At 68.4% G+C, this 13,034-nt stretch carries 16 protein-coding genes; 6 read left to right on the forward strand and 10 right to left on the reverse strand.

The window, feature by feature from the left end; translation table 11 throughout:
• Positions 1-156 precede the first annotated feature (156 nt).
• The 6 genes from LQ771_RS03480 to LQ771_RS03505 all read right to left on the reverse strand — a co-directional run bounded on the left by LQ771_RS03480 (position 157) and on the right by LQ771_RS03505 (position 4,527).
• Complete coding sequence (locus LQ771_RS03480; protein WP_231350996.1) at positions 157-807, reverse strand: DUF4328 domain-containing protein; 651 nt, start codon at positions 805-807, stop codon at positions 157-159.
• A gap of 223 nt (positions 808-1,030) precedes the next feature.
• The gene (locus tag LQ771_RS03485) at positions 1,031-1,381 is read right to left on the reverse strand and encodes a DUF3147 family protein (RefSeq protein ID WP_231350997.1); all 351 of its coding nucleotides are present in this window, start codon (positions 1,379-1,381) and stop codon (positions 1,031-1,033) included.
• A gap of 2 nt (positions 1,382-1,383) precedes the next feature.
• Positions 1,384-2,454 carry a uroporphyrinogen decarboxylase gene (gene hemE / locus LQ771_RS03490; protein ID WP_231350998.1) on the reverse strand — a complete coding sequence of 357 codons (1,071 nt, stop codon included), beginning with the start codon at positions 2,452-2,454 and terminating at the stop codon, positions 1,384-1,386.
• A 1-nt stretch (position 2,455) separates the two neighbouring features.
• Positions 2,456-2,716 carry a WGR domain-containing protein gene (locus tag LQ771_RS03495; RefSeq protein WP_209619713.1) on the reverse strand — a complete coding sequence of 87 codons (261 nt, stop codon included), beginning with the start codon at positions 2,714-2,716 and terminating at the stop codon, positions 2,456-2,458.
• A gap of 147 nt (positions 2,717-2,863) precedes the next feature.
• Entirely contained in the window at positions 2,864-3,991 is a 1,128-nt protein-coding gene (aroB, locus tag LQ771_RS03500; RefSeq protein ID WP_231350999.1) for a 3-dehydroquinate synthase, read from the reverse strand.
• On the reverse strand, positions 3,988-4,527 hold the full coding sequence (locus LQ771_RS03505; protein ID WP_231351000.1) for a shikimate kinase: 540 nt from the start codon (positions 4,525-4,527) through the stop codon (positions 3,988-3,990). Before LQ771_RS03505 ends, aroB begins: the two co-directional genes overlap by 4 nt.
• A gap of 6 nt (positions 4,528-4,533) precedes the next feature.
• Here LQ771_RS03505 and LQ771_RS03510 point away from each other — a divergent pair, with 6 nt between their 5' ends.
• Positions 4,534-5,379, forward strand: a complete 846-nt coding sequence (locus tag LQ771_RS03510) for an NAD-dependent epimerase/dehydratase family protein (protein ID WP_231351001.1) — start codon at positions 4,534-4,536, stop codon at positions 5,377-5,379.
• 68 nt (positions 5,380-5,447) lie between these two features.
• Here LQ771_RS03510 and LQ771_RS03515 read toward each other — a convergent pair whose 3' ends face one another.
• Positions 5,448-6,278 (reverse strand): kinase, encoded by an 831-nt coding sequence (locus tag LQ771_RS03515; protein WP_231351002.1) that lies wholly within the window; start codon positions 6,276-6,278, stop codon positions 5,448-5,450.
• Between the two features lie 39 nt (positions 6,279-6,317).
• Between LQ771_RS03515 and pdxH the strand changes: the two genes are divergently transcribed.
• From pdxH to LQ771_RS03530, 3 genes are read left to right on the forward strand one after another with little or no spacing between them, the layout of a single operon-like run.
• Complete coding sequence (pdxH, locus tag LQ771_RS03520; protein WP_231351003.1) at positions 6,318-6,905, forward strand: pyridoxamine 5'-phosphate oxidase; 588 nt, start codon at positions 6,318-6,320, stop codon at positions 6,903-6,905.
• Positions 6,902-7,342, forward strand: a complete 441-nt coding sequence (locus LQ771_RS03525; protein ID WP_231351004.1) for a secondary thiamine-phosphate synthase enzyme YjbQ — start codon at positions 6,902-6,904, stop codon at positions 7,340-7,342. Before pdxH ends, LQ771_RS03525 begins: the two co-directional genes overlap by 4 nt.
• Complete coding sequence (locus LQ771_RS03530; RefSeq protein WP_231351005.1) at positions 7,342-8,139, forward strand: ABC transporter substrate-binding protein; 798 nt, start codon at positions 7,342-7,344, stop codon at positions 8,137-8,139. The genes LQ771_RS03525 and LQ771_RS03530 overlap by 1 nt, the downstream gene beginning before the upstream one ends.
• A gap of 129 nt (positions 8,140-8,268) precedes the next feature.
• Here the strand turns inward: LQ771_RS03530 and LQ771_RS03535 are convergent, their stop codons facing one another.
• Positions 8,269-8,844 (reverse strand): YggT family protein, encoded by a 576-nt coding sequence (locus LQ771_RS03535; RefSeq protein ID WP_231351006.1) that lies wholly within the window; start codon positions 8,842-8,844, stop codon positions 8,269-8,271.
• Positions 8,841-9,674 (reverse strand): pyrroline-5-carboxylate reductase, encoded by an 834-nt coding sequence (gene proC / locus LQ771_RS03540; RefSeq protein WP_231351007.1) that lies wholly within the window; start codon positions 9,672-9,674, stop codon positions 8,841-8,843. Before proC ends, LQ771_RS03535 begins: the two co-directional genes overlap by 4 nt.
• Before the next feature lie 362 nt (positions 9,675-10,036).
• Here proC and LQ771_RS03545 point away from each other — a divergent pair, with 362 nt between their 5' ends.
• Together LQ771_RS03545 and LQ771_RS03550 are read left to right on the forward strand one after the other, a co-directional pair.
• Positions 10,037-11,074: a type IV pilus twitching motility protein PilT gene (locus LQ771_RS03545; protein WP_231351008.1), complete on the forward strand. Its 1,038-nt coding sequence runs from the start codon at positions 10,037-10,039 to the stop codon at positions 11,072-11,074.
• Between the two features lie 134 nt (positions 11,075-11,208).
• A complete protein-coding gene (locus LQ771_RS03550; RefSeq protein ID WP_231351009.1) occupies positions 11,209-12,375 on the forward strand; it encodes a PilT/PilU family type 4a pilus ATPase in 1,167 nt (388 codons plus the stop codon).
• 199 nt (positions 12,376-12,574) lie between these two features.
• Here the strand turns inward: LQ771_RS03550 and LQ771_RS03555 are convergent, their stop codons facing one another.
• Positions 12,575-12,958 carry a BON domain-containing protein gene (locus tag LQ771_RS03555; protein WP_231351010.1) on the reverse strand — a complete coding sequence of 128 codons (384 nt, stop codon included), beginning with the start codon at positions 12,956-12,958 and terminating at the stop codon, positions 12,575-12,577.
• Between the last annotated feature and the right edge of the window lie 76 nt (positions 12,959-13,034).

Here is a 13,034-nt window from a genome sequence, read left to right on the forward strand (position 1 = left end):
CGCCGTGCGGCGCGCGTGTCATGGAAGGTGAGCCGGTGATTGTACGGGGCGCGAGTGATCGCCCCAAGCGCGCGCGCCGGAGGGGCCTCCCGCGGGCAGCCGAAAGGCCCGGCTCGCTGCGAGCCGGGGCCAGGATGCGCCGGATTGCGGGTGGAACTACGCCACGAAGGCGTCGGCCAGCGACGATGCGTGTATCGCAGGCGTCGCCTGCTGGTGCTCGTGCTGTTCCACCTGCATGCGGGTCAGGCGCGTCACGACCAGCAGGAACAGGGCGGCCGCGCACAGGTTCAGACCCTGCCCGCAGAGCAACAGCACCTGCTGGGTATGCAGCCCCTCGAACGTGTGCTCGGGCCGCAGATACTGCGTGACGAACCAGTAGGAGAAGTTGCCCGCGATCCAGAACACCCACCAGACACGCAGCAACGACGGCGTACCGAGCTTCTGCCAGCGTGCCGGTGCCTGGGAACCCAGCCAGATCTGGGTCATCGCGCGCAGTGGCCGCACCAGGTTCATGACCGGCACCGCGTACCAGCCGACCGCCCAGCCGGGCGAGTCGTCCAGGCCACGGGCTCCGAGCGCCCGCACGTTGCAGGCCATCCGGTATACCCAGCAGCCGGCCCAGATGTAGCAGGCCAGCATGAGCACCAGTTGCAGGCGGAACAGGTTCAGCTGCAGCCAGCCGGCGCCCGCCAGCTTGTCCTGCAGCGCAGTGGTGATCCCGCTGTCGATGCCCTGCTGGAGCAGTTGCAGCCCGTAGGCCATCACGCCCAGGACCGCCAGCGTGAGCAGGACGAAGGCTCCGACCACGCCCCGGACCCCATTGCCGAGTGAGTTCGGAGAGCGAAAGACGTATTGCCCGGATGGCCCCGCCGTTGCGCTCGTGACCGAGCCTGGCGTGCTCAAAGGATTGAATCGCGACATAACGGCACCCCCATGCCTTTTTGCCGACCGGCCAGTCGCCGGCGGCCCCACTATGCGCCCGAGGTATGGACAGGGCAAGCGGGGGTGTGCTAGCCGGCGATCGGGGATGCTAGAGCAGTTCGATCCCGAACCGTCGCACGGCCAGTGCGAACAGGCCGAAGCACGCCACCGTGATGAGGGCGCAGGCGAGCAGGGTGAACCAGAAACCCAGTCGCGGCAGCAGCGCCGGGAAGACCAGGAACATCGGCAGCGTGGGCAGCACGTACCAGAAGGTGTACCAGGCGTGGTTCGCGATCTTCTGCGCCGGCTGGTGCTCCACGTAAAGCCAGATCAGCGCGAGGATGGTCACCATCGGCAGCGCGCCGAGCAGTCCGCCCAGCCGGTCGCTCCGCTTCGCCCCCTCGGAGACGAGCACCACCACCGCGGCGGTGATCAGGTACTTGGTGACCAGCCAGGCCATTGCTAGCCCGCGCGCAGCTGGCGGCCGTAGGCGTGCACCTCGTCCACCAGCACCTTGACGTGATCCGGATCGACCTCCGGCGTAATGCCGTGGCCGAGATTGAAGACGTGGCCGGGATGGTTGCCGTAGCTGTCCATGACGGCGCGTGCCTCGCGGCGAACGACCTCCGGGTTGGAGCGCAACACGGCCGGGTCTAGGTTGCCCTGCAGGGCAACCTTGCCGGCCACCGCGCGGCGCGCATCGCCGAGGTCGATCGTCCAGTCCACGCCGAGCGCGGCGCAACCGGAGCCGGCCATCTCGGCCAGGTGCAGGTGCGCGCCCTTGGAGAACAGGATCACCGGCAGATCGCGGGCGTTCCGGTCGGCCTTAAGGGCAGCCACGACTAGGTTCATGTAGCGCAGCGAAAACTCGCGGAACGGCGCAGGGCCGAGCAGGCCGCCCCAGGTGTCGAAAACCATCAGCGCCTGTGCGCCGGCGGCCGCCTGCGCGAGGAGGTAGGCGGCGACCGACTGCGCCAGCGTGTCGAGCAGCTGGTGGGCGAGCTTCGGCTCGCTCCAGCACATCGCCTTGAGCGTGGCGAAGTCGCGCGAGCCGTGACCTTCGACCATGTAGCAGGCCAGCGTCCATGGGCTGCCGGAGAAACCGATCAGCGGCACGCGTCCGTCGAGTTCGCGCCGGATCAGTCGCACCGCATCCATCACGTAACGCAGCTCGCCGTCCATGTCGGGCACCGACAGCGCCGCGACGTCGGCGGCGCTGCGCACGGGACGGGCGAACTGCGGACCCTCGCCGTGCGCGAAAGAAAGGCCCAGGCCCATCGCATCCGGGATGGTCAGGATGTCCGAGAAAAGGATCGCCGCATCGAGGTCGAAGCGCTCCAGCGGCTGCAGCGTCACCTCACAGGCGAACTCGGGATTCTGCGCCAGCCCCATGAAGCTGCCGGCGCGCTCGCGCGTGGCACGGTACTCGGGCAGGTAGCGGCCGGCCTGGCGCATCACCCAGATCGGCGTGGTGTCGGTAGGTTCCCGGCGCAGCGCGCGCAGGAAGCGGTCGTTCTTCAGGGGGGCGGTCATATCAGCGTCCATGCGGGCCGTCCAGGCCCTGGGCGAACATCACGCGGAAGCCGCGCTTCAACTGCGCATCACGCGTCTTCTCGAACGCTGCGATGGCCGCGTCGCGCTCGAGGAACTGCTCGCGCTTGAGCGTGGCCTTGCCACCCTGCGTGCCGCTTTCGCGGTACAGCGTCCAGCCGCCGAGCAGGTCCTGCTCGAGCACGATCTGCACGTAGCGCGGCGCTTCGGCCGAGGCGGGCATGGTTTGCAGGTAGAGGCGCATGGTGTCCGTGATGGTGCGGCAGGGATGCCGCAAGACGTACATTCTAGAGGGCCGCCGCGATGCTGGCGAGGCACGGGGCCGGGCCCGCAGGGTGGGCTCAGCCCACCGTCGCGGCTTGGCGGGAGATGCAGTGGGCCCGAGCCCACCCTACGGGTGGATCGTTCGGCCGGATAGTGCGTGGTCGGAGGTGGCTTCGGCCAACGTTTTCAACACGGCCGCTTCGTCGACGCCCGCCACGATCTCGGCCTTGCCGATCCCGCGCCAGAGGATCAGCCGCAGCGTGCCGGCGGTGTTCTTCTTGTCCAGATGCATCAGCTCGAGTAAGTGCTCCGGCGCCATCCCTTCGGGCAGGGCAACAGGCAGGCCGAGGCGATCGAGCAGCTGCCGCAAGCGCGTGGTCTCGGCGGCGCTGGCCATGCCCAGGCGCTCGGACAGACGTGCGGCCAGCACCATGCCGATGGCGACAGCCTCTCCGTGCAGCAAGACCGCGTAGCGTCCGGCGGTTTCCAGCGCGTGGCCGAAGGTGTGGCCAAGGTTGAGCAGCGCGCGTTCGCCCTGCTCGGTCTCGTCACGCGCGACCACGCCGGCCTTGTAGCGGACCTTGCGCGCGATGGCCTCCACCAGCGTGGCAGTCTCGCGACGAGCGAGGGCGTCGGCGTTCGTCTCCAGCCAGCCGAAGAAGTCCGTGTCGCCGATCGCCGCGCCCTTCACCACCTCGGCCAGGCCCGCGCGGTATTCGCGGTCGGGCAGGGTGGCCAGGGTATCGATGTCGGCGACCACCGCGCGCGGCTGGTGGAAGGCGCCGACCAGATTCTTGCCGGCGGGCATGTTCACGCCGGTCTTGCCGCCGACCGAGGAGTCGACCATCGCCAGCAGCGTGGTCGGCATCTGGATAAAATCGATGCCGCGCATCCAGCATGCCGCCGCGAAACCGGCCAGGTCGCCGACGACCCCGCCGCCCAGTGCGATCACGCAGGCGTCGCGGGTGGCGCCCAGCGCGGCGAGCGCTTCCAGTGCACGACCCGCGTTGCCGAAGTTCTTGTGCGCCTCGCCGTCCTCGAGCAGGAAGCTCGACCAGCGCAGGCCTTCGAGCCCCCGCGCGACGCGATCGAGGTAGAGCGGCGCCACGGTGGTGTTGCTGATCACCAGCGCATGGCGCCCACGCAGGCGCGCGCGCCAGCGGGCACTGTCGCCCAACAGGCCGCGGCCGATCCACACCGGGTAGCGCCGCGCGCCGAGCGCGACCTCGATCGTCTGGGTGTCCGCTTCGTTCATGCCGCCTGTTGCCGTTGCCAGTGCTGGTCGAGCAGGGCGAGGCAACGCTCGCTCGCGGTCACCACGCCCTCGTGCTCGCCCGGCAGGCGAAGGTCGGCGATCTCGCGGTAGAGCGGTCCGCGGACTTGCGCCATCGCCTCGAGCTTGCCGCGGCGATCCTCGCCCGCCAGCAGCGGGCGCTTGGTGTCGCGCGCCAGGCGTTCGAGCTGCTGTTCCACGGTGGTATCGAGCCACAGCACGAAACCGCGCTCGGCCAGGCGCCGGCGATTGACCGGATCGAGCACGGCGCCGGCGCCGGTGGCCAGCAGCACGCCGGCGCGTGCGCTGAGCGCATCGAGCAGGGTGCTCTCGCGCTGGCGGAAGCCCGCCTCGCCCTCGATCTCGAACACGCAACGCACGTCCACCCCACAGTGGCGCTCGATCTCCTGGTCGAGATCGAGGAACGGCAGGCCATAATGCGCGGCGAGGCGTCGACCGATCGACGTCTTGCCGGCGCCGGTCGGGCCGATCAGGAACAGGTTGCACGAGGGGTTCATGCGCGCATGCTAGCAATCACGGGCGAACGCGTCTTGCTGGCCGGCTGCGGCGACCTGGGGCTGCGCGTGGCGCGGCGACTGCGGGCACGGGGGCTCGAGGTGTACGCCCTGCGCCGGCATCCCCCGGCGGGCGGCGAGGGCGGTATCCACTGGCTCGCCGGCGATCTCACCGCGCCCGCCACGCTGGGCGCACTGCCCGACGGCATCACCCGGCTGGTCTACCTGCCCGCGCCCGATGCACGCGCCAGGGCGGCGTACGAGGCGGTTTTCCTGACGGGTCTGCGCGCCATGCTTGCAGCGCTTGACCGCACCGCGCTGCAGCGCGTGCTGTTCGTCTCTTCCAGCGCGGTCTACGGCGAGCATGCCGGCGACTGGGTGGACGAGGACACGCCAGCCCGGCCGCCCGGCTTCAACGGCAGCGTGCTGCTGGAGGCGGAGCGCTGGCTTGCGGACCAGCCCGTGCGCTCCACGGTAGTGCGGCTGGCCGGCCTGTATGGACCGGGGCGGCTGCAACTGATCGATCGCCTGAGAGCGGGACTGGCCGTCGTACCGCGGGATCAGGTGCACTGGGCCAACCGCATCCACGTGGACGATGCGGCGGCAGCGATCGCGCATCTGTTGCTGTTGCCGGATGCCGGCCCGCTTTACCTGGGCGTGGACGACACGCCGCTGCCTCTGGACGTCCTGTACGAACACCTGGCCGGACTGGTGGGCGCACCGTCGCCGCCCGACGGTCCGGCCCCGGCCGGCGTGGGCAGCAAGCGGCTCAGCAACGCGCGGCTGCGGGCGAGCGGGTTCGTGCCGCGCTGGCCGGATGCCCGGTCGGGCTATGCGGCGGTGCTGGGAGGCTGAACGCTGCCGCTCCTGTGGTCCGTCCACAGGTGGCTCCTCACCCGGACACCAGGAGTCCGACGTCAGACTCAGGCGTGGGCCAGGCCGGTGACGTGGCGGTCCTCGTCGTACTCGACCACGCTGTCGGCCAGCGCGGGCAGGGTGGCCAGCGCGTGGCGGCTGAGACGTTCGAAGTGGGCGAGGAAACGCACCATCGCTTCGGCATCCATCGCCAGCGGCGCCTTGCGCGCCAGCAGCGCTTCCTCCTGTTCGCCACGCCAGCGACGCACGACGTCCCAGCTGGGCGCCTGCAGCACGATCAGCGCATCGAGCTTGCGCCACAGCGGCTGGTAGGCGCGCAGTTGCTTGTTCACCCAATGGCGCCAGCGGCCGTCAGGGTCTTCGTCGCGCTCGAGCGCATTGACCGGCGTGTCCAGTGCGGCCTGCAATTGCGGACGCAGGCCCAGGGCCCAGCCCTCCAGGATCACCAGCTTCGGCGGGCGCGCGACCTTGGGCCAGCGCGAAGGCGGCACGCGGGTGTCGCGGCCTTTGTCGAAGCGCGGCCAGGTGACCGGCAGTTTTTCCGACGCCTGCGGCAGCGCGGCCAGCACCGAGAGCAGCAGCTCGATCTCGTGCGTGCCCGGCACGCCACGGGTGCGCAGCAGCGGATGCACCTCGCGCGCCAGCGTTTCGCGCTCGCTGCGCGGATAGTAGAAATCGTCCAGCGTAAGCACGTCGGTCGGCCAGCCGCGGGCTTCGGCCCCGGCCTTCATCACCCGCGCCAGCGTGCTCTTGCCACTGCCCTGCAGGCCCGACAGCCCGAGGATGTAGGGGCGGCGTGAACGCGCGATGCGCCCGGCGTAGTGGTCGAGCAGGTGGCCGGCGAGGGCGACGTTCTGCGTGCTAGCATCGTTGGTCATCCGCGCATGATGGCGCGGCGCCGCCACGATGCAAGAGTCATGCTCAAACGCGAGATCCTGGACACCTTCCTCGGCCTGCTGGACGAGGCCACCGCCGGCGGCGACCCCGAACCTACCGCGATGAGCCTGGCCACCGCGGACGCGGCCGGCCGGGTCAGCTCGCGCATCGTGCTGCTCAAGGGCGCCGACGAGCGCGGATTCCGCTTCTTCACCAATTACGAAAGCGACAAGGGCGTGCAGCTCGATGCGCATCCGCAGGTCGCGCTGTGCTTCCACTGGAAGCAGCTGCGCCAGGGCGTGCAGGTACGCATCGAGGGCGTGGCGCGCAAGCTGCTGGCGGAAGAGTCGGACGCCTATTTCGCCAGCCGTGCGCGCGGCAGCCAGATCGGGGCCTGGGCATCGCTGCAGTCGCAGACGCTGCCGGATCGCGACACCTTCGAGCAGCGCTTCGCGCGTTGCGAAAGGGAATACGAGGGTCGCGACGTGCCGCGCCCGCCGCACTGGGGCGGCTTCGTGGTCGAGCCGGACGTGATCGAGTTCTGGTATGGCGCGCAGTTCCGCCTGCACGAGCGCGTGCGCTGGAGTCGCCACGGCCAGACCTGGACCAGCCGGCTGCTCTACCCGTGAACCCCGCCCAGCCCGCGTCGCACGTCGGCCAGAACGGCTTCGTCGTGCACACGCGCGGCCGCGGCTTCTGCGAGATCACCGGCAAGGTGGCCGATGCGATCGCCGCCAGCCACGTGCAGACCGGCATCGCCAACGTCTTCACCCTGCACACCAGCTGCTCGCTGCTCATCTGCGAGAATGCCGACCCGACCGTGCGCGACGACCTGGAGCGCTGGTTCGCCCGCGCCGTCCCCGACGGCGAGCCGCTGTTCGAGCACGACGCCGAAGGCCCGGACGACATGCCCGCCCACGTGCGTTCCATCCTCACCGGCGTGAGCCTTACCGTGCCGGTGCACGGCGGCAAGCCGCAGTTGGGGACATGGCAGGGCATCTACCTGTGGGAACACCGCCGCGAGCCGCACCAGCGCAGGATCTCGGTGACCGTGCTGGGGCACTGATGGACGGGTTTCCGCAACGCATCGTCTGCCTCACCGAAGAGCCGACCGAAGTGCTTTACGCGCTGGGCGAGGAGCACCGGATCGTCGGCATCTCCGGGTTCACCGTGCGGCCGCCGCGGGCGCGCAAGGAGAAGCCCAAGGTCTCCGCGTTCACCAGCGCGAAGATCGGCGAGATCCTGAAGCTGGAGCCGGACCTGGCGATCGGCTTTTCCGACATCCAGGCGGACATCGCGCGCGAACTCATCAAGGCGGGCGTGGAGGTCTGGATCAGCAACCACCGCAGCGTGGAAGGCATCCTCGCCTACATCCGCCGCCTGGGCGCCATGGTCGGCGCCCACGAAAAGGCCGAAGCCTACGCCCGGCGTGCGGAGGCCCACCTCGCACAGGTCCGTGCAGCGGCCGCGGGACTACCGAGGCGACCGAAGGTCTACTTCGAGGAATGGGACGAGCCGATCATCACCGGGATCCGCTGGGTGGCCGAGCTGATCGGTATCGCCGGCGGGGAGGACGCGTTTCCGGAGCTGGCGCGCGAGCCGCTGGCGAAGCAGCGCATCCTGGCCGACGGCACGGAAGTGGTGCGCCGGGCCCCGGACATCATCCTGGGTTCCTGGTGCGGCAAGCGGTTCCGGCCGGAACGGGTGGCGGCGCGGCCGGGCTGGGCCACGATCCCGGCGGTGCGTGACGGTGAGCTGCACGAGGTCAAGTCACCGATCATCCTGCAGCCGGGGCCGGCCGCGCTGTTCGATGGGCTGGACGAAATGCACCGCATCATCGCAGCCTGGGCCAACCGCGCTTGATGCGGCAGCAATCTGCAACAACCCGTCCGGGCGACAAGCTTTCTTGTAGGAGCCAACTTGTGGACGACGCTCGTGGCCTGACCGCACCGCAAAAGATCGCCCACAAGTGGGCTCCTACCAGAGCCGCAGCTAGAACCCGCGCGCCAGCTGGTTGCCCCAGTCGAACAGCGGCGCCGCGATCAGGATGCGGGCGAGCAGCAGGCCGATCATCACCACCGCCGGCGAGAAGTCGAGCATGCCGACGACCAGCTTGCCGCGCAGCGGCCTGAGCAGCGGGCCGACGATGCCTTCCACCAGTCGCAGCACGGGATGGTAGGTGTCTGCGGAGAACATGCTCAGCAGCGACCAGCCGAACACCAGCACCAGGTAGAACAGCAGTATGAAATCCAGCAGGTCGGCCAGTGCGAGCACCAGCAGCCCGGCCAGGTGCGGCAGCGCGCCGACCAGCGCGAACAGCACCACGCGCTTGACCAGCATCACCAGGTAGCACACCAGCAGCGCGGCCAGGTTGAGCCGGCGCCAGTTGGGCAGCACGCGGCGGATCGGCGCCAGTACCGGATTGGTGTAGCGATAGACGAACTGGCTGATCGGGTTGCGGAAGTCGGCGCGCCCGGCCTCGGCCAGCAGCCGCAGCACGAACAGCGTGGCCACCACGTCGAAGGCGATTTCAAGCAGCAGCGAAAACGCGTTCAGCAGGTAAATCACGGGTGCGACTCCTTGGCGTCCAGTTCCGCGGCCAGTTCGGCGCCACGTCGGGTGGCAGCGGCTACGGCGTGGGCGGCGATGCGCGGCAGGCCGTCGGCGGCGAAGCTTTCCAGTGCGGCCTGGGTGGTGCCGTTGGGCGAGGTCACCCGGCGACGCAGTTCGCCAGGCGCTTCGCCACTCTCGACCAGCATCCGGCCGGCACCCAGGCAGGTCTGCGCGGCCAGGGCGCGGGCGGTCTCGCGGGGAAGGCCTTGCGCCACCGCGGCGTCCTCCAGCGCTTCGACCAGCGCGAAAAAATACGCCGGCCCGGAGCCGGACAAGCCGGTCACGGTGTCCATCAGCGCTTCGTCCTCGATCCAGCGCGTCAGGCCGACGGCGTCCAGGATGTGTTGCGCCTGTGCCTTCTGCGGAGGACTGACCCGGGTGTTGGCGCACAGGCCGGTAGCGCCGGCGCCGATCAGCGAGGGCGTATTGGGCATGCAGCGCACGATCGGCAGGTGCGAACCGAACCAGCGCTCGAGCTGGTCCAGCCGCACGCCGGCAGCGATCGAGATCACCAGCGGGCGCTGGCGCTGCAACACGTCGCGCAGCTCCGCCTGCAACGCCGGCATGATCTGCGGCTTGACCGCCAGCAGCAGGATCTCCGCATCCTCGACCGCCAGCCTGTTCTCGGCGAAGGTCGTTACGCCGAACTCGCGGGCGAGCGCCTCGCGCGCCTGCGCCTGCGGCTCGGCCACGCGGATGGAGGAGGCCGATGCGCCCGTCTTGAGCAGGCCGCCGATCAGGCTGCGCGCCATGTTGCCGCCGCCGATGAAGGCAAGTCGTGTCATGCCGGTCCCTTGGGTTGCGTGGGGCCGATACCTTAACCCGAAGCGCCCGGTGGGCGGGTGACAGGGGCGGACCCGGCTCTGCGGGAGCGCACCTGCCCGCGACCGCCCTGTTGGTCGTGCACAGGGGAGGGCGTTCCGCCAGGGATGGCGGAACCCGCCGGGAAGCCATCGCAGTTTCCGCACTCGGGGCGCCAACCCACTGGTCGCATAGCCATTCGCGCGAGTAGTATCAGGCTCGTTGCAAGGGGGTTGTCCGATGGCCGGCTCGAAGGTGACGGAGCGCGTGCGCAAGCGCGCGGCCGGGCGCTCCCCTGCGAAGTGTCGCTTTTCATCCAGACGAACGTTTTAAGGGGAAACGCCCGATGGACATCGCCGAACTGTTGGCCTTTTCGGTCAAGAACAAGGCCTCGGACCTGCATCTTTCGGCCGGCTTGCCGCCGATGATCCGCGTCGACGGCGACGTGCGTCGCATCAACATTCCGCCGCTGGAGCACAAGCAGGTCCATTCGCTGATCTACGACATCATGTCGGACAAGCAGCGGCGCGACTACGAGGAGTTCTACGAGACCGACTTCTCCTTCGAGATCCCCGGCCTGGCGCGCTTCCGCGTCAACGCGTTCAACCAGAACCGCGGCGCCGGCGCGGTGTTCCGCACCATTCCCTCCGAGGTGCTGACGCTGGAAGACCTCGGCGCACCGCGCATCTTCCGCGAGCTGATCGAGCAGCCGCAGGGCCTGATTCTGGTGACCGGCCCGACCGGCTCGGGCAAGTCGACCACGCTGGCGGCGATGGTCGACCACATCAACAAGAACGAATACGGGCACATGCTCACGGTCGAGGATCCGATCGAGTTCGTGCACACCTCGCAGAAGTGCCTGGTCAACCAGCGCGAGGTGCATCGCGACACCCACGGATTCAACGAGGCGCTCCGCTCGGCGCTGCGCGAGGACCCCGACTACATCCTGGTCGGCGAGCTGCGCGACCTGGAAACCATCCGCCTGGCGCTGACCGCCGCGGAAACCGGCCACCTGGTGTTCGGCACCCTGCATACCAGCTCGGCGGCCAAGACCATCGACCGCATCATCGACGTGTTCCCTTCCGGCGAGAAGCCGATGGTGCGCTCGATGCTGTCCGAATCGCTGCGCGCGGTGATCTCGCAGACGCTGCTGAAGAAGGTCGGCGGCGGACGTATCGCGGCGCACGAGATCATGGTCGGCATCCCCGCCATCCGCAACCTGATCCGCGAGGACAAGGTGGCGCAGATGTACTCGTCCATCCAGACCGGGCAGCAGTACGGCATGCAGACGCTGGACCAGAACCTGCAGGACCTGGTCAAGCGCGGCCTGGTCGCGCGGCAGGAGGCGATCGGCTATGCCAAGAACAAGGACATATTCAAGTAAGCCGTGAATGGGGAATCGGAAATGGGTAATCGCCAACCCGTCCCCGCTTTACCGGAACTTCGCACTCGGTGGACAACGAGGGCCTGCTTCGCACGATTTCCCATTGACGATTCCCGATTCCCGGACATCAAGCCATGAGCGACTTCGATTTCACTTCCTTCCTCAAGCTGATGGTGCACAAGAAGGCGTCGGACCTGTTCGTCACCGCCGGTGTGGCGCCATCGATGAAACTGCAGGGTCGCATCGTGCCGATCACGCAGAGCCCGCTCAGCGTGCAGCAGGCGCGCGACATGGTGCTCAACATCATGACGCCGGCGCAGCGCGAGGAGTTCGAGAAGACCCACGAGTGCCAGTTCGCGATCTCCGCGCAGGGCGTGGGCCGCTTCCGCGTGTCGTGCTTCTACCAGCGCAACTGCGTGGGCATGGTGCTGCGCCGGATCGAGTCGAAGATCCCGACCTTCGAGGAGCTGACGCTGCCGCCGGTGCTCAAGACGCTGTCGATGACCAAGCGCGGCATCATCATCTTCGTCGGTGCCACCGGCTCGGGTAAGTCGACATCGCTCGCCGCGATGGTGGGCTACCGCAACCAGAATTCGACCGGCCACATCATCACGATCGAGGACCCGATCGAATACGTGCACAAGCACGAAGGCTGCATCATCACGCAGCGCGAAATCGGTATTGATACCGACAACTGGGACAACGCGCTGAAGAACACGCTGCGCCAGGCGCCCGACGTGATCCTGATCGGCGAGGTGCGTACCCGCGAGACGATGGAGTACGCGATCAACTTCTCCGAGACCGGCCACCTGTGCCTGTGCACGCTGCACGCAAACAACGCCAACCAGGCGATCGACCGCATCCTGCACTTCTTCCCGGAGGACCGGCGCCAGCAGCTGTTCATGGACCTGTCGCTGAACCTCAAGGGCATCGTGGCCCAGCAGCTGATCCCCACGCCCGACGGCAAGGCGCGCCGCGTGGCGGTCGAGGTGCTGCTGGGCACGCCGCTGGTGCAGGACTACATCCGCCAGGGCGAGATCCACAAGATCAAGGAAGTGATGAAGGACTCGGTAAACCTGGGCATGCGCACCTTCGACCAGAGCCTCGTCGAGCTCTATCACGCCGGCGAGATCAGCTACGAGGACGCGCTGCGCCATGCCGACAGCTCCAACGAAGTGCGCCTGCGCATCAAGCTGGCGCAGGGCGGCGATGCGCACACCCTGTCGCAGGGCCTGGAGGGCGTCGAACTGGAGGAGACGCGCGACAACAACCAGTTCGGTGGCGGCATGCTTCGGCGCTGACAGCGCGTTCCCGGGACACCGTCACGCCACTGTGCGCGACGGCACGCGTCGACGCGGATGCCCGGCGTGCACAGGGCGCGCTCCGCACAACCAGGGTGTCCTGGGAGCCGGGGCATCGCAGGGAAGACAAGGAAAAAAAGGAGCCCGGAGGCTCCTTTTTTTGTTGCCCGACCGGGCGGCACGACAGGCTGGCTCGCGATTACGGCGTATCCGCGCCTGCAGCGACCGTCAGACCGGTGGCATCGACGCTCTTCACGCCCTTGACGCTATGGGCCACCTGGACGGCCCGGTTCTTCTCCATGTTGCTGGCAACCGTACCGGTCAGCCGCACCGTGCCGTCGCGGGTGTCCACCGATATCTTGCTGGCGGGGAGTTCGGACGTGGTGGCGAATTCCGACTTCACCTTGGTGGTGATCCAGGCATCGTCGACCTTGCCCGGTACGGTCTGGTTGCTGGATTGCATGCTGCCACTGGACTGCGCGTCGGCGTCCTGTGCGAGGGCCTGCGTGAACGGCACGGCGGCCAACGCAGCGGTCAGGCCGGCGGCGATGAAGGCTCGATGGAACGCGGAATGGGTACGCATGGCACTCTCCTGGGGTGACTGTCGCAAGACGATGCGTTTGCACCGTCGCTGTCATCGCAGCAGGGTGGCCGTGAAC

Source organism: Frateuria soli, assembly GCF_021117385.1.
Lineage (GTDB): Bacteria > Pseudomonadota > Gammaproteobacteria > Xanthomonadales > Rhodanobacteraceae > Frateuria_A > Frateuria_A soli.